The 18,540-nt window shown below is 55.9% G+C and carries 18 protein-coding genes; 2 read left to right on the plus strand and 16 right to left on the minus strand.

Features of this window, described 5'->3' with window-relative positions; all coding sequences use genetic code 11:
• Nucleotides 1-9 precede the first annotated feature (9 nt).
• The 7 genes from QQL54_RS13445 to QQL54_RS13475 all read right to left on the minus strand — a co-directional run bounded on the left by QQL54_RS13445 (nucleotide 10) and on the right by QQL54_RS13475 (nucleotide 7,264).
• The gene (locus QQL54_RS13445) at nucleotides 10-618 is read right to left on the minus strand and encodes a CarD family transcriptional regulator (RefSeq protein WP_284391661.1); all 609 of its coding nucleotides are present in this window, start codon (nucleotides 616-618) and stop codon (nucleotides 10-12) included.
• A 179-nt stretch (nucleotides 619-797) separates the two neighbouring features.
• Nucleotides 798-1,325, minus strand: a complete 528-nt coding sequence (locus tag QQL54_RS13450; protein ID WP_284391663.1) for a GrpB family protein — start codon at nucleotides 1,323-1,325, stop codon at nucleotides 798-800.
• Nucleotides 1,326-1,330: 5 nt separating this feature from the next.
• Entirely contained in the window at nucleotides 1,331-1,675 is a 345-nt protein-coding gene (gene fdxA / locus QQL54_RS13455; protein ID WP_284391666.1) for a ferredoxin FdxA, read from the minus strand.
• Nucleotides 1,676-1,827: 152 nt separating this feature from the next.
• Nucleotides 1,828-2,667 carry an alpha/beta hydrolase family protein gene (locus QQL54_RS13460; RefSeq protein ID WP_284391668.1) on the minus strand — a complete coding sequence of 280 codons (840 nt, stop codon included), beginning with the start codon at nucleotides 2,665-2,667 and terminating at the stop codon, nucleotides 1,828-1,830.
• Nucleotides 2,668-2,778: 111 nt separating this feature from the next.
• Nucleotides 2,779-3,891, minus strand: a complete 1,113-nt coding sequence (locus QQL54_RS13465; RefSeq protein WP_284391669.1) for an AraC family transcriptional regulator — start codon at nucleotides 3,889-3,891, stop codon at nucleotides 2,779-2,781.
• 71 nt (nucleotides 3,892-3,962) lie between these two features.
• Complete coding sequence (locus tag QQL54_RS13470) at nucleotides 3,963-4,223, minus strand: Hsp15 family protein (RefSeq protein WP_284391670.1); 261 nt, start codon at nucleotides 4,221-4,223, stop codon at nucleotides 3,963-3,965.
• Nucleotides 4,224-4,276: 53 nt separating this feature from the next.
• Nucleotides 4,277-7,264 carry a helicase-related protein gene (locus QQL54_RS13475; protein WP_284391671.1) on the minus strand — a complete coding sequence of 996 codons (2,988 nt, stop codon included), beginning with the start codon at nucleotides 7,262-7,264 and terminating at the stop codon, nucleotides 4,277-4,279.
• 41 nt (nucleotides 7,265-7,305) lie between these two features.
• On the opposite strand from QQL54_RS13475, the gene QQL54_RS13480 reads away from it, so the two are divergent.
• A complete protein-coding gene (locus QQL54_RS13480) occupies nucleotides 7,306-8,142 on the plus strand; it encodes an alpha/beta fold hydrolase (protein ID WP_284391672.1) in 837 nt (278 codons plus the stop codon).
• Here QQL54_RS13480 and QQL54_RS13485 read toward each other — a convergent pair.
• Nucleotides 8,139-9,062: a DUF3108 domain-containing protein gene (locus tag QQL54_RS13485; RefSeq protein ID WP_284391673.1), complete on the minus strand. Its 924-nt coding sequence runs from the start codon at nucleotides 9,060-9,062 to the stop codon at nucleotides 8,139-8,141. The genes QQL54_RS13480 and QQL54_RS13485 overlap by 4 nt on opposite strands.
• A gap of 216 nt (nucleotides 9,063-9,278) precedes the next feature.
• On the opposite strand from QQL54_RS13485, the gene rpmB reads away from it, so the two are divergent.
• Nucleotides 9,279-9,581 (plus strand): 50S ribosomal protein L28, encoded by a 303-nt coding sequence (rpmB, locus tag QQL54_RS13490; protein WP_284391674.1) that lies wholly within the window; start codon nucleotides 9,279-9,281, stop codon nucleotides 9,579-9,581.
• 103 nt (nucleotides 9,582-9,684) lie between these two features.
• On the opposite strand, the gene QQL54_RS13495 is transcribed toward rpmB, so the two are convergent.
• The 8 genes from QQL54_RS13495 to QQL54_RS13530 form a co-directional block, all read right to left on the minus strand.
• Nucleotides 9,685-10,464 carry an SDR family NAD(P)-dependent oxidoreductase gene (locus QQL54_RS13495; RefSeq protein ID WP_284391675.1) on the minus strand — a complete coding sequence of 260 codons (780 nt, stop codon included), beginning with the start codon at nucleotides 10,462-10,464 and terminating at the stop codon, nucleotides 9,685-9,687.
• Between the two features lie 86 nt (nucleotides 10,465-10,550).
• Entirely contained in the window at nucleotides 10,551-11,474 is a 924-nt protein-coding gene (locus QQL54_RS13500) for a hypothetical protein (protein ID WP_284391676.1), read from the minus strand.
• 59 nt (nucleotides 11,475-11,533) lie between these two features.
• Nucleotides 11,534-13,084, minus strand: coding sequence for a formylglycine-generating enzyme family protein (locus tag QQL54_RS13505; RefSeq protein ID WP_284391678.1), 1,551 nt, complete (start codon nucleotides 13,082-13,084; stop codon nucleotides 11,534-11,536).
• Nucleotides 13,084-13,869 (minus strand): MotA/TolQ/ExbB proton channel family protein, encoded by a 786-nt coding sequence (locus QQL54_RS13510; RefSeq protein WP_284391680.1) that lies wholly within the window; start codon nucleotides 13,867-13,869, stop codon nucleotides 13,084-13,086. Before QQL54_RS13510 ends, QQL54_RS13505 begins: the two co-directional genes overlap by 1 nt.
• A 43-nt stretch (nucleotides 13,870-13,912) precedes the next feature.
• Nucleotides 13,913-14,896 carry a vWA domain-containing protein gene (locus tag QQL54_RS13515; RefSeq protein ID WP_284391683.1) on the minus strand — a complete coding sequence of 328 codons (984 nt, stop codon included), beginning with the start codon at nucleotides 14,894-14,896 and terminating at the stop codon, nucleotides 13,913-13,915.
• Complete coding sequence (locus QQL54_RS13520; protein WP_284391685.1) at nucleotides 14,893-15,831, minus strand: vWA domain-containing protein; 939 nt, start codon at nucleotides 15,829-15,831, stop codon at nucleotides 14,893-14,895. Before QQL54_RS13520 ends, QQL54_RS13515 begins: the two co-directional genes overlap by 4 nt.
• 9 nt (nucleotides 15,832-15,840) lie before the next feature.
• Nucleotides 15,841-16,629 (minus strand): hypothetical protein, encoded by a 789-nt coding sequence (locus QQL54_RS13525; protein WP_284391687.1) that lies wholly within the window; start codon nucleotides 16,627-16,629, stop codon nucleotides 15,841-15,843.
• Nucleotides 16,626-18,506: a hypothetical protein gene (locus tag QQL54_RS13530; protein ID WP_284391689.1), complete on the minus strand. Its 1,881-nt coding sequence runs from the start codon at nucleotides 18,504-18,506 to the stop codon at nucleotides 16,626-16,628. Before QQL54_RS13530 ends, QQL54_RS13525 begins: the two co-directional genes overlap by 4 nt.
• Between the last annotated feature and the right edge of the window lie 34 nt (nucleotides 18,507-18,540).

Raw genomic sequence — 18,540 nt, forward strand, 5'->3', positions numbered from 1 at the left:
GCTTGGCGCTTATGCAGCAGCCTCACTGTCATCATTGTCATTATCTTCTGCGTCTTCGGCAGTCTTCGCCGCCTTGGCTGCCTGCCTGGTGCGTGCCTTGGTTAGCGTGTCGATAATGTCTTCCATGGCGGCATCACGCGAGCTGCGACGAATCGCGGCCACTTCCCGAACCATACGGTCCAAAGCGCGCTCATAGAGTTGGCGTTCAGAGTAGGACTGCTCAGGTTGGGCTTCGGTGCGGTGCAGGTCGCGAACGACTTCGGCGACAAGGATCAGATCGCCGGAATTGATTTTCGCTTCATATTCCTGCGCACGGCGTGACCACATAGTGCGTTTAACGCGGGCGCGGCCCTTCAGCGTCGTAAAGGCGTCTTTCAGGATTAGATCATCTGAGAGCGCGCGCATGCCAGAATTGCCAGCTTTAGACGTTGGAACGCGCAAGGTCATTTTGTCCTGCTCGAACTTCACAACGTAAACTTCAATATCGAAGCCGGCGATGACTTCTTGCTCAATGCCAATCACTTCACCAACGCCGTGCGCCGGATAGATGATGTGCTGACCAACTTTAAAGCTGACGTTCTTCTTCTTTTTTGAGCTGGATTTTTTTCTCGTTGCCATAAAGTGGATGCCTTGTTTTATCAGAAGTAAGGGGTGTGGAGCCTGCTCGAAAAGCGTTGTTGCCAAAAACAACGGCGCGAACGTCCCAATATGGGACACTCAACGCCGTGTGTGACTACAGTATAACACAAATTTGTCACGGATGCGACTCTCGTGACAGTTCCTCACGTCCAGTGATGCTATTTGAGCCGTATTTCTTCAATGGAGTCTGCTAGAACTTTCTCAATGAAGCTGGTTTTCCCGCTCTGATAATGTGGTGGAATCGTATCCGATCCACGGCAGAGTTCCTGCTTTAGAGCCGAATATTCATCCCTGAGTTCAGAGTTGAGACGTAGTCGATCTCGAAATCTCAAGTGACGGTCAATTTCTGGCGCCCCCATTTCGAAGGCATGGATATTCGCCGCGCAATTCAAATGAGTGTTTGGGAATTTTAGGTAATGGCGCCCTTCAATACCATATGTGCCACGCACGTCGTAGCCTTGCTCTTCGAACCGCTTGGATTCACTGACCAAGTCCGGAAGGTTTGGAACGACAAGGAGTATGTCGATAACCGGCTTGGCAATTAGGTCTGATACGGCTGTGCTGCCAATATGATGAAATGAGATATTCTGAGCGGATACAAGCGGTCGCAGACGCGTGACATGACGCTCAAAAGCGTCGGGCCAAGACGGATCGCTTTTGAGAAGGCGTCTCAGCGGACTTTTCATGCGTCTTACTCGTCGCCAGTTCCAGGCTTTGGCGAGAAATATTTCTCGAACTTACCTGTCTCGTCCTCATATTTCTCACGATCATCGGGCGGCTCTTTTTTGACCGTGATGACCGGCCACAGCTCGGCATATTTGCTGTTGATCTCCAACCACTTACCGTCTGGATCATCCTCAGTATCCGGTACGATCGCATCGACCGGACATTCCGGTTCGCAAACGCCGCAATCGATACATTCATCGGGATGAATGACGAGCATGTTCTCGCCTTCATAAAAGCAATCGACAGGACAGACTTCGACGCAGTCCATGAACTTGCATTTGATGCATTCGTCTTTGACGATGTAAGTCATGGGCGGCGCTTTGGCGGCGAGGCGAGAGCGTGTCAACCGGGCGGCTGCGGCGCGTCCTCATTCGTGAGATCAAGATAGAGTGTTCGGGTCTCCGGCGCGGGGCCTTGGCGCGTGCCGGGCGCAACCGGTATGGTCCCGATTGCGCAAGTATTTCACTGTCCACCTTCGATACGCGCAAACTCAGAAACAGTTTGCAACCACGCCAGACTAGGTTCTCCAGTCTCTACGTTGATGAAGTTGTGATCTGCGCCATCAATCACAATGGTCTGGAAACGTTTGCCCTTCTGCTTCCAGCGTTCAACAACCTCTAAGTCCAACTGGGTTGGGTTGCTGTCATCTAGTTCTCCCATGATCCATAAGATAGGTTGATCAATCCGGGCCAAGTCGGCTTCAGGAGAGTAGCTCTTGGAAAGAGAAACACCGTCGAGCTGAATAATTGCTTGATCGATGCTCAATCCTTGGTTTGTCAGAGAATCAAAAGCGTCTGAAACTGCAACCGAACTGGCGCCGCCATTGATCGCCACAACATAGTCGATCAAATCGCTCCGAGCCGCTGCAGCAATTGATATCCATCCGCCCATGCTGCTACCCACAACCCCGATTCGTTCGAAACCCATTGCTGAAAGCGAATTGGCGACAGCCGAAACATCATCGGCCAAAACTGGGATTTGCCATTCGCTGTTGATGGTTCCTGGGGTCTGTAAAGTTCCAGTGGATGAGCCAGAGCCTCGTCTGTCAAAAATCGCAACTGCGACCTCATCATTGAGAAACATCGGAATGGCAGGCGCCACATCACTTCTTAAGTGAGAACCGGAGCCACCAATAACAATCATGACATCATGAGGGTTGGATCCCGGCGCACGATGAACGTCTCCGGCAATTGTGATGGAGCCTGACATAATCTCGAATGGAAGAACTGGATCGTGGAAAACGTCTTTGGTTGAGTGAAAAACGGGCTGCGGTGTTTCGGCTGGAGAGGCACAGGCCGTCATAGCTGCGGCCACCAAGATTAGCGGTATGAGAAAGGGGTGAGGGGTTTTCATTAGGTTGGCTCCAGTTCGTTAGATGAACTCGGCCATAGCCAGACGACCACTCCCGTCGCCTTACTTTATAATTTGAGACAAATAATCTCGATACTTCGACGGAGACAAGCCTAACTCTTTTTGAAAGGCACGATTGAACGAAGCCTTGCTGTTGAAGCCATTGTCGAACGCGACATCCAACAGCGTGGACTCGGTGTTCAGTTTAAGGTCTTGTTGCACGGCGGCGACCCTCAATCCATTCAACCAGCTATTGAAATTGCGACCGGTAACAGTGTTGACGACATAAGATATGTAATGCGGGGCGACTCCCACATGCACGGCGAGATCCGTCATGCGCAATCCTGCGATCTTGTACATTTCGGTTTCATGGACAGTCTTGCTGATCTCATTGAAAACGGCCTCTGTCGACGCATCGTCTAAAAGCTCAACACGGGGACCTTGCGGTTCATTCCGACTTGGGTTTGGAGGCTCTTTTTGCGTGGTGAAATCGGACCAATTCGCAATCGAGATGAGTGAAAAGAAAAACACAAAAACCCCAAGCCCAAGGGCTCCGGCCAAGTCCGATGACACTGGGAGGCGCTTAACAACGTGCTCAGCAGAGAAGGCTATCGCGATAATCATCATGAAGACAATGACTGCGTTCAAAGCCCAACTCGCATATCGGACCAATTTCCGTTGGCGAGCCGATGGTGAGAACTGACCCAATCGCACTCTAACGTAAATGAAATAGGCAAAGAGTGATCCGGCTTTTGCGACTGCCAACAAAGACACAGAAATTGGAATGGAATGCGTATTCATAACCGCAGCGATTTTGGCGTCGCCGCTTTGCGCATAAAAGGGCAGAAACAATGTAAGGGCAAAAAGTGCGGGCACGAAGTGAATGAGGTAGCGAAGCCTTAAATCGGGGCTTTCCAAGGATTTGACGAAACCCCAGATTCCGGGGCCTATCAGGAACGGCATCCAAGCTGAAATTCGCAATATGTTGGGGTAGCGCTGCCACGCCCCACTGCTGACAACCCATTCTTCAATGATGATGAGTGTCACAGCGCATAATGTGACGATGAGGCTTAAAAACCCGAATGGATTTTCAGAAATCCGACGCGTTAATAGGGCAATCAGTAAAAAAGCATGCACGACGCCTAAGGCAAGAACGATGTGGAATAAGAGTGGCATGAACGAACTGATCTAACGTCCGGCGTCAATGGCACGAACGTGCTCCTTTGGAATTAAGACGCCCGAATACGTTATATCTTACTACGAGTCTGCGGCGCGTCCTCAGTCGTAAGATCAAGATAGAGTGTTTGGGCCTCCGGTGCGGGGCCGCGCCGCGTGCCGGGCGCGATCATTTCAACGTGAACGAGCCCTTTATGGCGCATGAAAGAGAGCTGATCGCCAGCGCGAACTTGAAAGTGAGGCTTTGTCACACGGGTCGTCTCACCCGCGCGGGTCAGGCGTAATTTCCGCTTACCGATCAGGGTTTGAGCCTCACGGCGAGACTTGGTCAAACGCGTACGAAAGAGCCAGATGTCGAGGCGGCACGTCTCTGGGGGCGTATCGCTCAGGAGTCGCCATCCTTCTTATCAGAGGGCTTACCCTGAAGTGCGGCAAGGGCCGCAAACGGTGAGTTTTCGATGGATTTGCGCGGCCGCGGGGCTTTGCCAGCGGAATAACCGCTACCTTGACGCGGCGGCTTTGAACTACGGCCTTTGGAATCCCGTCGCCCCTTACCTTTATTTTGGCCACCGCTGGCGCGGTCGCCGCGCGCTGGCCGGGACTGACGGGCTGGCAGTGTCCAATATTCTAAGCTGGGAACATCGCGAGACGTACCGTCTTCCAACTGTTCGCGGGGAACATGGACGGTAAGGGCTGGACGCGTTCGGTCGCGCTTTTGTGGTTTGGGCGGTTCAGCGGTCAGAACCGGGTTGGCTTCAGGGGCCTTAGACTGAGCGGCATCAGGCGTGTCAGTTCCCGCCTCTGAAGTTGAATCAGCTGGGGATTCAGTTGGCCTTTCCATCGGCTCAGAGGCATCTGCCACGGGAGCAGCGGGTTTTTCTAATGGCGCATCGACTGTCGCAGACTGGAATCCGAGCGCGCTCAGCACGCCCTGCGTTTCTTCCAGCGACGCGCCTAGCAGCGCCAACATTTCTGACATGATTTGAAAGGTCGGGCGTTTGGGTTTTTCAAGAGCGACTTTTTCGAACTGTCCCTGTGCGTCACGGATCTGCGTTGCCAGACGATTGAGAATGTCAAAGCGTACAATGCGCGGACCGACGGCTTTATAGCCTGCCAAAGCGAGCGCCCCAGTGCCGAAGTTATCTGACTTCATATCCCCATCATTGGGAATTGAGGTCACCCCCGCAAAAGGAATAAAGGGTTTGCGGTCGCCGCCAGCGCCATAGGCGATGAGAAGTGAGAGCAGCCGGGCTGGCTTTGGCTTGGTGAGTTCTGGCATATAAACATTATACTGCCCGAACTGGACGCCGACGCTGCGCAGATCCCGCCGTTCTTCTGGCGACACATCACGCACGGCTTTGCCGTGCTGACGTCGGTCCAATGATCCGTGATTTTCGAGCAGAAGAAACGCAAAGCCCTTGGATCCAGCCAACACGTCCGGCTTGTCCTGAAGTTCTTTCAGTTTTTTCAAAGGCGTAAGATGGGTCGCCACCTCGGCGCGCAAATATTCACGCATCCGGTCTTCGGCCAGTTGCCGCAAGGTTGGATTACCGAGCTCGCCGCCGATCACTTCGACATCTGGTGAGAAGACGGATCCTGACTTGGCGATACGGCCAACTGCCATGCCGCCCCACAGAATTTGCCCTGTATCTGACAGTGTGAAAATCGCGTGCTGGCCAGAGGATAGTGAAGTCAGGCGGCGATCGACTTCAGGCGTGACGGCTTTAACCGCAGCCGCTTCTAGCGCCTTGGCTTCCAAGTCCGACGCTTCGGCGTCGCGCGTGAAATTCAGCCCGTCGAGCTGGCCAATATGATGACCGTCGACAAAAACTGATCCGTCATCTTTGATGGACGCGTCCATGAGGGCTCCTGATCCGATTCCCTTGAGCAGCTTAGATGTCCGGTGATCGACGAAACGGGCGATGAGGCCTTCATGGAGCGCATCAGACAATCGGTCTTCGACCGCACGTGCCTCCTGCGCCCAATGCTCGGGATCGGGCATCCAGCTAGATTTAGCTGCGCAATACGTCCAAGTTCGGATGTTCGCAAGCCGTGCGGACAAGGCATCGACATCGCCGTTAATATCGTCGCACCGGGCGATCTTCCGCGCCATGAAATCATTGGACAGGCGTCCGCCGCCCATAACCAGTGTTCGATAGATATCTTGTAACAGTCGAACATGGGCGTCGATGGTCAGGTTTCGGAAATCCGGCACTTGGCAAACGTCCCAGAGTTGCTTCACTTGGGCGGGCACGCGCACCCCATTCGCGATTTCTGGGATGGCCATCAGGCGCTCCAGTGACAGCTCGTCTCCTGCCCCCTTGATTCGACGTAGGCGCTTGGTCGGGCGCGGGGCATGCAAAGTTTCGACCAATGTGGTCAGAGACGAAAAATCGAGGTCTGAATTACGCCATTCCGCGTAATTCAGCATCTCGAACTCGTGGCGCGTGATGCGTTCGACGAGCCCGTCATCCATCGGGGGGCAGTCGCCCGTCGTGCCAAATGTACCATGTTCACGAAAGCGGCCCGCTCGCCCAGCAATTTGCCCTGCTTCCATAGGCGTAAGGTAACGCCGCCGACGGCCATCATATTTTGACAGGCCAGCGAAGGCGACATGGTTGGTATCAAGATTAAGCCCCATGCCCACGGCATCGGTTGCAACAAGGAAATCGACGTCACCGCTCTGGAACAGCTCCGCTTGGGCGTTGCGCGTGCGCGGGCTCAGACCCCCCATGACGACGGCGGCACCGCCCCGAAAGCGACGAATAGCTTCGGCCAGCGCGTAAACCTCCTTAGCCGAGAAGGCGACGATGACAGAGCGTTTGGGCAAGCGATTAAGTTTGGTTGCACCAGCATAGGTGAGTTCTGAGAAGCGTTCTCGCCTGTCAAACTGAATGTCCGGGACTAAGGTCCGCAATACGTCCCGCGCGGTTTCTGCGCCCAGAAACAATGTTTCTTCATAACCACGGGCGTTCAAAACACGATCGGTAAAAATGTGACCGCGTTCGTGGTTGGCAATCAGTTGAACCTCATCGACCGCGAGGAAAGCGAACCGACGTCCATGTTTGCCTGTATTGGGTGGCATCGCCTCAACGGTGCAGACGAAGTAGCGCGCATGTGGCGGGATAATTTTTTCTTCGCCAGTGACCAGCGCTACCTGATTGGCCCCAATCCTCGCCACGATACGGTCATAGACTTCGCGAGCGAGCAAACGCAGCGGCAGGCCGATGACGCCCGAGCTTCGCCCGAGCATCCGCTCCACCGCATAATGGGTTTTACCGGTATTGGTCGGGCCCAGAACGGCCTTAAGAATCGGCTCGAACGCCATGGTGACCACATTGGGGGCCACGCTGACAAAGGCAAGGCAGCGCATGCACGCTTTGCTCATAGGTTGTGAGGCAGTATCGTAGTGAAATGCGAGCGTTCCTAATTGTCCTGAATGTGTTGATCTTGGTTGCTCTCGGTTTGGCCGCTATTCTGTTCGTGCGCGGTGTTCATATTGACGAAAATGTCGTCTTCTTACCGGTCCAGCGTCCTGACAGAGTAGAGCTGGCTATCCGGGGTGAAGGGACGCTTGGCGATCATGTTCAGCATAAGCGGGCCTTATTGGGCAACGAAACAATCGCGATCACAACGGTTGGTCCGGATGTTGGGCCCCTCATTGTGTCCTGCTTCGGCAATGCATCGGACCGATATGCGCATGGGGTTGACTATGCGAATAAGATTGCGCCGTTTGGGCAAGTGCTGGTCTGGGATTATCCAGGCTATGGCGACAGTAGTGGCGCGGCTGGGGTCGTGGCCATCGAAGACGTTGCCGACGAATTTGTCGCTCTCGTTGAAGACCGGGCAGCGGGTCGCCCTATTATCTATTGGGGGCATTCGCTGGGCGGCTTCGTTTGCTCAAACCTGGCGGGACGCGCCACACAGGTCGATGCGGTCATTCTAGAGACGACGGCACAGAGCATTCGGTCCGTTGCGAAAGCTTGGACCCCAATGGGCATTCCGATTCGCGTTACCTTTAACGAAGATCTGCTTCGCTTTGACATACCGGACGCCTTAGCAAATCTCGACAGGCCGATCTTAATCATCGGGGCGGGGCGGGACCGGGTTTTGCCGGTCGAACTGGCCCGTGAACTGGCCGAAGCCATGCCACAGGCGACCTATCTGGAATTGCCACAAGCCACACACTTCTCCGCAGGTTTTGATCCTAAGGCACAAGCGGCTGTAGCCAAACTCTTGGCGCGTCCTTAGCTCTCATCCATGATGATCTCGCCGTCTGGCGTCACTAACATCAGGCCCGTCATCTTGATAATGGCCTTAAAGCTACTGATGCGGTAGGCAAATCGGACGGGTACATGCATGTCCACTTCCGGATAATATTGGAAGTAAACGTCAATCGGCGTGCCTGCCTCTTCCGCATCCGGAAGGTCTTCGGGGTCGAAGCCTGAGACGGGCTCATAATAGGCGTAGCAATGGATGGCCTGCTGCTTGTCGCCGAGAAATTTGACGCGGTTCTCTCCGACGGGAGCAAGGCGTAGATTATAGTGCTGTTTTGAATCGAAAATGGGCACGCTGCCACGGCACAGGTCGTCGGCGTCAGTGCGACCCCGTCGCGTCATATGCAGCAAGGCCGTCACCGTATCATAAGCTTCGAATCGCTGTTTAGGCGTTGCGGGCGGTAGGCCCTGGCTCCCGAGTCGCGGCACAATGTTCACATCGATTTTGCGGCTGGCATTGTCATAATTCATCTCAACACGGCGATTCTTTTTGTCCGTATTTTGCTGAACATGGAAGTCGGGCCGCAAAGCCCCATCAGCAGAAACGGATCCCCGCGATACGGCCCAGATATCCAGCTTTTTGACCAAGGCGCCCAGACCTGATGTCTTCATGTCCGTATAGGCGGCATAGTCCGTGTCGGTTTCATAGCCCAGATAGGAGGCTTTGATCAGGCGAATCCCAAAGACATAACCTTTCAATGTGAAGGCGAATTGGGTCGAGCCTTCAGGGGCTGCAGGGACGATATAGCGAGCTTCACCAAGATTTTGCTCATTTAGCACGGGCATGTGCCGGCCTTCTTGAATCAGATCGACACGTGCATTGCCTGCGGTGCTCTGGCCGAGTGCGGGCATGGCTGCGGTTAAGGCTAAAGTCGTAAAAAGTAGCTTTTTCATAAGGACGCTTTACGCTGACTTGTCTAACGCGCCCATGAACAACAGACCGATCTGAATTAAGCTTTGGTCAGGTCGCAGCGTTATGTGAGAGTTATCAGGAAGAATGCGGGTCGGACTTGACCCGGACCGCCATGGAGCCTAATGGCCGCGCCTGATCGCCCGCACCTGCGGGCCTTTTTCTATTCAAAACGCCACGAACTTTTTGAGGCAAGCAACATGTCCCGCACCTGCGACCTTTTGGGCACTGGCCCGATGAGCGGCCACAATGTGTCCCACTCTAATATCAAATCTAAACGCCGGTTCGAAGTGAACCTGTGTAACGTCACACTTCGTTCCGATGCTCTTGGTCAAGACTATCGGATGCGTATTGCTGCGAAAACACTGCGCACTGTCGATTTTAAAGGCGGCCTCGACGGCTTCTTGATGGGCACGAAGAATCACAAGCTGACTGACAAAGCGCGGACGATGAAAAAAGCCGTTGCGGCCAGCATCGAAGCGACCAGCGCACCTGCTGAGTAATTAGCCGACAAAATTTATGTGATTGACCCGCCGCGAGGTGGGTTTTTCTTTGCCGAATTGACAGTCAATGCGCCAGATGTCCCGCCGCAACGATGCTCAGGGTTTAACGGTCTTGCTGCCCATCATCGATCTTGATGACGGTGCCAGTCACCGCATGGCTCGCCGGGTCGACGAGGTAAAGAAGTGTGCTGTCGAGCCAGTCTGGTGTTGGCACGCGTCCACGTTTTGTATGCGCGGCAAAATCTTCGGCTTGATCTCCGGCCTGCATCCGCTGCGCCATACCATCCGTCATCTCGGACTTTACGAGACCTGGCGCGATGGCGTTCACATTGACGTAGAAGCGCGCCCATTCAACCGCCAGCGTTTCTGTCATCCGTGCAATCGCGCTCTTGCTGGTTGAATAGAGCGCCGCCCCATTACCATCGTAATTATAGGCGGCGATGGAAGCGATATTGACAATGCGGCCTGGTTGTTTCGCCTTAATAAGCCGTTTTGCGACTTCGCGGGCGAGCAAGAACGGGCCAGTCAGGTTGACGGCAATTAGCCGCTCCATGAAGCCTATATCCATCTTGGTCGCCAACTGACCGTCAGCAATCCCCGCATTATTGATTAGGATTGTCGGTAGGCCGAGATGATCTTCCACCGTCGCGGCTAGGGCTTCAACCTGCGCCATATCTGACATATCGGTCGGGATACTGAGCGCCGTGCCGCCATCTGCTGTGATTTCTTCTGCCAGCGCCTGTAGGCGCTCGACCCGACGGCCAGCGAGCGCAACTTTGGCACCCTGTGCGGCGAGCACTTTGGCGAAGCGCCAACCGAGGCCGGAGGTTGCGCCAGTCACGATGGCGACGTCGTTGGAGAGGTCCATTTTGGATTCGATCATGTTTAAGCTCTGTAACGGATATGGAGCTTACCTAACGCGGCTTGCCGCCATGCGCCAAGCCGGTGCGGCTAAGATCAGTATGTGGGTCAGTCGTCCGGTTTATTGCCGAGATAGTCTGACGCGCTGCGCTCTGTGCCACGTGCGGGCTGTTCTTCCTTGGCGCGGCGGATGCGTTCGAGCGGGCTCAACGGTTCTTCGGCGCGCGTTGCGGCAGGCCATGCTTCGGCAGCGGCTTGCGCACCGGAATTGTCTCCGTCTGCGCCAGAATCGCCGCCATCTTGTCCATCAATCTGGTTTTGAGCATCACTCTGACCGTCACCCTGATTTTGACCTTGGTTTTCGCTTTCGGATTGAGCGTCACCTTGTCCAGATTGACCTTGTGATGCGTCAGCTTGGGATTCGCCCTGAGCTTCACTAGAGCCATCACTGGCACCGTCCTTTTGACCCTCCGACGCGCTCCCACTCCCACCAGACTGCCCATTCTTAATGGAGTCCATGATTTCTTGCAGAGTTTTGGTCGAACCGCCCCGCGATCCTTTTTCGGCTGTTGCGCCGTTCTCACCAACCACAGCAACCTTGTTCGGCCCGCCTTCGGCTTTTGCCGTGCCGCCGTCGCCTTTCATGTCGGTGACAATTGTATCCCAAGCTTCCTGTTCGTCCCGCATCAGCTGCTCATCGCTCTGAGCCGCATCGGAGGGGTTATATTCAACATCGGAAATGTCGCCATCATCACTCTCGGCGATCGCCTTGGCGCGTTCCCGCATCACGTGGCGGCGCGACTCGGACGGCAGACGCTCAACCGGGCTGACGGGTTTATAGTCCACCATCGGTGCCCCAGACCCCGTCGAGTTCGGATTGGTCTTGCGGTAAATGTCGGAACTCCCGCTTTTTTTTCGGGATTTGCGCCAATCCTCCTCGGACTGGTCCGTTTGATCCGTGTCCTGCGCATAGGTGGGTAGGGCGACACTCATTGCCGCGCTAACGGCTAAACTCGCTATAAGGGTTCGCATTATCATGGCATCCCCATAACAGATTTCATCTGAGTGCGGCATGAACGGTCAGATTGCTGTTATCCCGCAATTTTTCGGATGACCCGGAAGCCCGTAAAGTCGTTCCGGTCACCGCGGCGGAGCATCATGCGCGCTGAATAGCGCAAATCGTCCGGGCCAGAGAACCAAGACCCACCGCGCACAGCCCGCTGCCCGCAGGATCCGCGTGCATCGGCGCTACCGTCTACCGGCGCGTCGCGCAGATTGAGGGTGTTGCAGTCCAGTGTCCATTCCGCGACATTGCCGACCATATCGCGCAGCTTGAAGGCGTTGGCCGATAGAGTGCCGACGGGTAGGGTACGTCCGACGCCCGGATCGGTGCAATCGGCATTGGCCCAAGCGACAGGCGTTTCCTTAGATGCGCCATTGGCGAAGGCGCAAAGCGCACTCAATGATCCACCGGGGTAGAGGTCGTTTGCGCCCGCGCGCGCCGCATATTCCCACTGGGCTTCGGTCGGCAGGCTGTAGGTGTGGCCCGTGGAGGAGGACAGCCAAGATGCGTAGGCTTGGGCATCCGCGAAGGACACGTTGATGACCGGGCGTGTGCCACGTCCCCAGCCTTTATCGTCGGGCCGCGTTGAGCAACCGCCTGCAGCGATACACGCATCATATTCGGCGAATGTCACTTCCCGGACGCCTATTGCGAAGGGTGTTCCAATCGTCACGGGCCGCGCTGGTTTCTCATTGGCGCGCGCAGTCTCGTCCGTGTCCAGCGCCCCGAGCGTGTCATTGCCGCTGGGCAGGACCGTCATGGAGGGGCAGGCGTCGCAATCGGAGAATATCTTACCGACAGAGGGTCGTAATTGCTCAATGGCGGCCATCGCTTGAGCTACAAAGGCCCCTTGCGGAAAGCTCGTCAGATATTGCTGATAGGCATCGGCCTGATTGGCCGCTTTCGCGGCGTTCCACGCGGCGGTGTCAGCAGTGGAGGCTCGCATGGTGGCGATCCGACTGCGGGCCTCACCGGCATTGACCCCCGTTGGGTGCTGGTCAAGATAGGTTTGGTAGCTTGCGACGGTGTTGTCGCGCGCAGCCTGCGTCCAATCGGCTCTTTCGCGCGCGGCACGTTCCGCCGCGTCTCGTTCGGCAGCGTCTATCGCCGCTTTCATCTCGGCAACGCGTTCGCGCGCCTTGTCAGCGTGAAGCCCGTCTTCCCAGTCAGTGAGGTAATCTTCATAGCCCGCAATCGTGTTGCGCTGTTCAGCTGTGGCCCACGCCCGGTTGTCATAGATGTCGATTTGTTCCTGCGCCTTGGCAGCAAAGCGTCCCTCTGGAAATTCGGCTAGATATTCGCGGTAGCCGTCCAACGTATCCTTTTCGAGCGCTAGCACCCAAGCGGCCTCATCGGCGCCCATTGGCGGTGCTTCGCTCGGCGTCTCAGCCGGAAGGTCGATCCGCGCTTGATCGGGAATCTTGTCAGTCACAACCACTTGTGACGCCAGCCAGATCCCGCCAGCCGCGACAGCCCCGAGCAATAACATATAGACAAAATAACGACCCCATGGGGCGCGTTCTTCCCGCACGTTGAAATTGTCGTTGGGCGGCTGCCAGTCTGTATTTTTGTCCGACATTATTCCGACGCCTCTGCAGCCGTCGCGCGTCGTCCAAGTTTCAAGATCAGATTATCGATTGTATATTGACCGACGGCGTTCAGGGCGCGTTCTTCCTTTGCCTGAACCATGCTCTGGATCAGGACCAGTACGGCAGACATGATCAGGGCGAGTAGAGTCGTGGTAAAAGCGACGCCTAATCTTTGCGTAACTTGATAGAGGAAGTCTTCGGCTTCTGCATTGGCGGGAACCCCCGCATATTGCAGCGCAAACATGATGCCCATCACCGTACCGATGAAGCCGAGCGACGGGATTAGCCATGTCAGATAGCGGAGGATCGAATAGCGCAAGTCAATCTCGTGCATGTAAAGCTCAAGCGACGCGTTCATCACGCCGAGGGCTTGATCCTCTTTCCCACTGACGCGGTATTGGTCGATCGTTCGGGCGATTAGGCGAGGCAGAAATGCATTCCGGGCGAATTTACGGCTCGCAATACTGTCGCGAATTTTGCCGAGCACGTCCATATCGAGCCGCCGTCCATCGGTTGGGAGGTAACCCCGCGCGAGCTGGCTTTCCTCATCCTTGGCTGCAGACCAGCGCAGCACGAGCTCGCCAAAGCCAATGAACAGTGCAACCCACATGATGTTTTGGATGGTGAACGGCCAGAAGCTGGCGTCGCTATCGAGCAGGATTTCCTGCAGCTGCGGCCCAGTTGTGAAGCGGATAATGCCGATTAGTACGATCGCTGCGACAATGGCCACAATGAACACGAAGGTCCGTTTGAGAAGGGTGTCAGTCTGGTTCATTGCGTCAGTCCTATTCGGCTGAGTGTATTTTGGGAATGGGGCATCAATCGCAGACCCCTTTGTCGGAACTGGCCAGCGCCATGAACTGACCGCCATTGCGCGCGGCTAAATCTTCCATGAATTCGACAGTGCCGTCATAATCGAAATAGTTGCCGACGACGACGGTGTGGATTTCTTTCCGCCCGCCATTCATTTGCGTCAGTTCGCGGACCAGACGCGTGGGCGACAGCCCATTATTGGCGCGTGGATTGGGTAACCCGTCTGAGACGAGGAAAATTGCGTCACCCGGACCGGACAGCAATTTTTCAAAAGCATTGAGCATGGAAGCGGAACCACCGAACTGCCCAGTCAGACGTGCAGCAAACTGCTTGGCCTGTCCTTGCGTGCCAGCGGCATTGATGTTGCGCAGGCCGCCGCCGGGCGGCCAGCTTTGCGTGCGTGGGCCACTATCGGTTTGTTGAAAACCCAAAATAGACAGCGCGTGATTATCTTGGAGACTATCGATGATACGGTCCACGGCGCGACCGACACTACGTTCGTGACCCGCCATGCAGCGGTTCATGTCGAGTGCGATGGTGACATCGTCCTGCGCTGTTTTGAGGCCCAAAAAGCGGAACGATACGAGGGCGGGTTTTGGACTGTCCTGCGGGGCAGGTTTGTCTTCCATGGGTTCAGGTACGGGTGCAGCGCGAATGACTTCGGCTTGTTTTTCTAACAGGGCCGCTTCCGCTGCGCGTAACTCTGCCAAGAGTTTTTCTGCGTCTGAGCGAATATCTGAGACCGCTTGCGTCGACGCTGACCGCTTCGCCTCCAGTGCCTTGCGTTTCTCAACCGTTTCGACCGAACTATCTTCGGCAGCGCGGAGCAGGTCGCTGATCGCATTCTCAGGCGTGAGTTCGCGGATTTCCTTCTGATAATAAGGCAGCAGGATAATCGCGAGCAGGGCGAACGCCCCCATCGCGGCGGCGAACAAGTCGACCGCGCTCATCGAGAAGACGTTCACCTCTCTGTCGGGACGTCTCTTCATCGGGCTCTCCCGACAAAGTCGCCGCGATTATTATTGGCGAGTTCCTGCAAGAACAGAGTGAGCTGCGGGTCGGATGTATAGTCACCAATGGCGACCGTATGGATCTCCGTTCGACCCCGGTTTCGGCGCGTAATGTTGGTGACGATATTGCCCGGATCGCCATCATCAGGTTGACCGTCGCTAATAAGGATGACCGCGCCGGGTTGTACGTTCAGCGCTCGGACCAGCGCGCTTTGCGTCGGTGTCCCGCCGCCAAATTGGCGTGGCAATCCCTGCACGAACCGCAGAGCGCCGCGAACTTCACCGGGCGTCGCCCGCGTCAGTGACCCTCCCGGCGGATAGACTGAATAGCTCGGGCCACCTCGATAGCCGAGAATAGCGAAGCGGTTGTCGGATTGCATCTGGCCGAGAATTTCTTCCAGAGCGGAGACAACATTGCCGGTATGCGACCGCATTGATCCGGACATATCGACCACGATCATCACATCTTTCCGAGATGTGCCAATACCGAGAATAGAAAACTCGACGCCGCGTCCAGTGGAGCGCGGAGGATTAGGTATGGGGTCGGGTTCTGGGACGGGTTTCGGGATTGGGGGCGGGTCAGGAATTTCGATTTCCGCCGTCTGCTGTTGCACTTCGCGGATTTTCGCTTCGACCTCGGACATATTCTCTTCGGTCGTACGATATTGTCGATCAAGCAGGCGGATTTCAGCTTGGATCGCGCGGATTTCCGCCATTTCCGATTGGGTGGACGAGGCAACCAGTCGGCGTTTCTCGACCATTTCCTCTAGCTCTTCCATCGACGTGTCCGTGCCGCCCAGCTTGTAATAGGGAAACAGGACCAGAACGATCAGAATGAATGCCCCGAGCGCAGCCGCGAACAGGTCCAAAGCTGAGATGGAAAAGACCGTAATGTTGCGGCGGCGTGAGCGCATGGCTGCGCGTTAGCCCACCGAGCCAAGAATGCGAACGAGGGAATAAAGTCTTTCCTGCTGCGCTTTTTCACGCGCCTGCGCATCCATATCGCGCGCCAGCGTGGCGGCGTCCTGAAAGGCTTCGACGTTGACGCTTTCGTTTACGGCATCGTTGGAACGCGATAATTTAGTATCTAGGTCGCCCATGAACAGCGCTTCCAGTTCATCAACCTCATCAACAAAACCAACATATTCAATGTCGTCCCGTTCGGTCACAAGTGACGCGGCATAGGCTTGCGCGGCATTATTATCGCCGCCGCCGAGACGATCCAGCGCCTCGGACAGAATCTGGCGCAGATAAAGCGCATCTTCCCGGATGACGATATCGGTGTCGGCAAGATCGGGATCAAACGCGAGCAGGCTATCGACTTGCCCTTGGACAAAGGGGCCGCAAAGCGCATCAAAATAGGCAATATGCGACATGCTGGCGACGGTTTGGGCCGGAGCAGCCTGACGAAGGACCGGGTCGGCGATGTCTTCGATTACATCGATCATCGGCCAGCCTGCGGGGAGGCGTCGGGTTTCATTCTCGGCCATGTAGCGCGCCATAAGAACGGAAAGTTCTGGCGAGACATCTTTGGCCAATTCTTGGCTAAGACGGAAGAAAACATAGCGCGACTCTGGGCTGTCATCGGGGAAACCCGACATCATCACTACGCATTGCTCCGTTTGCTCTGCCGTGAGCGTCACCGCAGGCACATGCGCCATGACGGATGTTGGGAGCAGCAACGCAACAGCGGTCAAAAAGAACTGTTTCATCCGGTTTGGTCTCCCAATCTAAAAGGCGAGGCAATCACCGATCCGGCCGGTGCTGCCCCCATATCTCGACCCGCCTTATACCGTCTGAGTGCAACAGAACCTGAACGCTCGACTTGAACGGCTCCATTGGCCGATCCGGCCGAAAAGTTACCTTCAATGGAGTAAGAGCCCTCGGCTGCGCGTACGATCCGGTAGCCGGGGCCGTCGGCAAGACCGTTACGGGCATAGCCATAATGTTCGACCAGATCTCCGTTTGCGTTACGGAAGACGCCCACGCCCGATCCGTTGGCGAGGCCGTTCTCGCAAGTCCCGAGCCATGTGCCTGGGTCAGACGGAGCATTATAGGTGCAACGCGTCGCAATCGTATCCAGCGCGCGCTGGTTCTCGGCGTAAAGTTCGCCGAGTTTGCTCTTTAAGTCCTCAAACCGGATGGCCGTAATCGTCTCGCTACTGTCGATAAGGTCGACTTGGATTTCCGTTTGCGCGGTTAATGCCGGGACGACGGATTGAATATAATTATTGCCAACGCCCTTGGAGAGGCGGTTCTTACGCATCGCTTCTGTGGCCGAAAAGATGGCGCCTTGGATCATGGCTTGAGCGGCTAGTTTTTCGCCAAAGCTGTTATCGTCCTGACTGGCGATGGCAACGCCGCCAATCGCCGCCGCAAAGGCCGCTGCTGTGGCTATGTTTTGCTGGCGTGCGAGTTGGCGACGGCGTTCCAGAACCCGGTGCTCTTCCTTGAGCATATCCCGAACTTGAGCCCCCATCTCACCATTAATCACCCCGTCATAGAGCCGCAAAGATTGGACCGAGAGGTAGTTCTGCTCTGCGTCTAGAAGACGATCCGCATAGCGCAGGCGAGCCAGGTAATCGGGGTCGGTACTGCCAACTAGCGTCAGGGCGGCGAGGCTTTCATCATAGTCGGCGATAACGTCCGCGCGGCGAAACATGGCCGCTTTGTTCGCGTCGGTTGCGTTGATCAATGTAATGATCTGGTTCGCAAACCCATTCGTGAAGGGGGCCTCTAAAATGTCGCCACTATCCTTGCTCATTTCGGCAAGCGCTGATCCATCCAACTGGATTTTTTCAATGGGGTAAGCGCGGACAGCGCCTTGCGCCCGACCTCGAAGTCCGGTGGACGCGGGGGACAGCCTCGGCGTGCCAGAAATATGACTGATGAAATCCAGCTCGGGGACACCCGCTTCAATCCGGCCCTCTTGCAGCGTCGTCGCATCCGTAATGCCCTGCGCATAGTTTTGACCGGCTGCGGCCCCGATTAAGGGCGCTGAGGCCATAAGAATGCCTTCCGTGCCGACGGCAGCGCGCGGGTCCGTGCGAACCGTTACGACGGGCGTAACCAGATCGCCGAAGGAGAGCGGCTTATCGCCCATCATCCGCTCCGCATCCGGATAGCTATAGGCGGTGAAATCAACGGTCACGACGGAGGCGAGGCTTTCTGCCTGCGTCATCGGCTCAGAGGTCAGTGTCCCGTCCGATGCTTTCATGACCTTGTGTGGGCTGAGCAGGACAGAATGCTCCGGCAAGCGCGCTGCCAGTTCCCGGTAAAGCGACATGGCGAAATAATTGGATTTCAATAAAATCGAGTTGGCCAAGGCTTTTGTCTCGACCGGGTCTGTATTCACACTCCCGCCGCCAATCGCCATCCCGGCATAGGCTTGGGAGAAATCGTCCTCAGCGTCATCCTCGACGAAAGCGGGATATCGAACGATGGCGAGCGCGGTGCCAGATGGTGCGGTCTGCTGCACCGAAATCTCTGGCCCCGTTCCGAGCGCTGACGTTTGGATGCCCGTTGCCGTAGAGGCGCAGCCCGTCACCAGCATGGAGGCGCCGAGCAGGAAAATTAGGGACATACGCATGTAGCGGCTCCGGGTGGGGTCATCATAGTTAGCG

The organism is Algimonas ampicilliniresistens, assembly GCF_030159955.1.
Lineage (GTDB): Bacteria > Pseudomonadota > Alphaproteobacteria > Caulobacterales > Maricaulaceae > Litorimonas > Litorimonas ampicilliniresistens.

What these genes read in the sequence shown, in the direction of transcription:
- QQL54_RS13445 (WP_284391661.1), bottom strand. Translation starts at nt 618, where the DNA reads ATGGCAACGAGAAAAAAATCCAGCTCAAAAAAGAAGAAGAACGTCAGC.
- QQL54_RS13450 (WP_284391663.1), bottom strand. Translation starts at nt 1,325, where the DNA reads ATGAAAAGTCCGCTGAGACGCCTTCTCAAAAGCGATCCGTCTTGGCCC.
- fdxA (WP_284391666.1), bottom strand. Translation starts at nt 1,675, where the DNA reads ATGACTTACATCGTCAAAGACGAATGCATCAAATGCAAGTTCATGGAC.
- QQL54_RS13460 (WP_284391668.1), bottom strand. Translation starts at nt 2,667, where the DNA reads ATGACGGCCTGTGCCTCTCCAGCCGAAACACCGCAGCCCGTTTTTCAC.
- QQL54_RS13465 (WP_284391669.1), bottom strand. Translation starts at nt 3,891, where the DNA reads ATGCCACTCTTATTCCACATCGTTCTTGCCTTAGGCGTCGTGCATGCT.
- QQL54_RS13475 (WP_284391671.1), bottom strand. Translation starts at nt 7,264, where the DNA reads ATGCGCTGCCTTGCCTTTGTCAGCGTGGCCCCCAATGTGGTCACCATG.
- QQL54_RS13480 (WP_284391672.1), top strand. Translation starts at nt 7,306, where the DNA reads ATGCGAGCGTTCCTAATTGTCCTGAATGTGTTGATCTTGGTTGCTCTC.
- QQL54_RS13485 (WP_284391673.1), bottom strand. Translation starts at nt 9,062, where the DNA reads ATGAAAAAGCTACTTTTTACGACTTTAGCCTTAACCGCAGCCATGCCC.
- rpmB (WP_284391674.1), top strand. Translation starts at nt 9,279, where the DNA reads ATGTCCCGCACCTGCGACCTTTTGGGCACTGGCCCGATGAGCGGCCAC.
- QQL54_RS13495 (WP_284391675.1), bottom strand. Translation starts at nt 10,464, where the DNA reads ATGATCGAATCCAAAATGGACCTCTCCAACGACGTCGCCATCGTGACT.
- QQL54_RS13500 (WP_284391676.1), bottom strand. Translation starts at nt 11,474, where the DNA reads ATGCGAACCCTTATAGCGAGTTTAGCCGTTAGCGCGGCAATGAGTGTC.
- QQL54_RS13505 (WP_284391678.1), bottom strand. Translation starts at nt 13,084, where the DNA reads ATGTCGGACAAAAATACAGACTGGCAGCCGCCCAACGACAATTTCAAC.
- QQL54_RS13510 (WP_284391680.1), bottom strand. Translation starts at nt 13,869, where the DNA reads ATGAACCAGACTGACACCCTTCTCAAACGGACCTTCGTGTTCATTGTG.
- QQL54_RS13515 (WP_284391683.1), bottom strand. Translation starts at nt 14,896, where the DNA reads ATGAAGAGACGTCCCGACAGAGAGGTGAACGTCTTCTCGATGAGCGCG.
- QQL54_RS13520 (WP_284391685.1), bottom strand. Translation starts at nt 15,831, where the DNA reads ATGCGCTCACGCCGCCGCAACATTACGGTCTTTTCCATCTCAGCTTTG.
- QQL54_RS13525 (WP_284391687.1), bottom strand. Translation starts at nt 16,629, where the DNA reads ATGAAACAGTTCTTTTTGACCGCTGTTGCGTTGCTGCTCCCAACATCC.
- QQL54_RS13530 (WP_284391689.1), bottom strand. Translation starts at nt 18,506, where the DNA reads ATGCGTATGTCCCTAATTTTCCTGCTCGGCGCCTCCATGCTGGTGACG.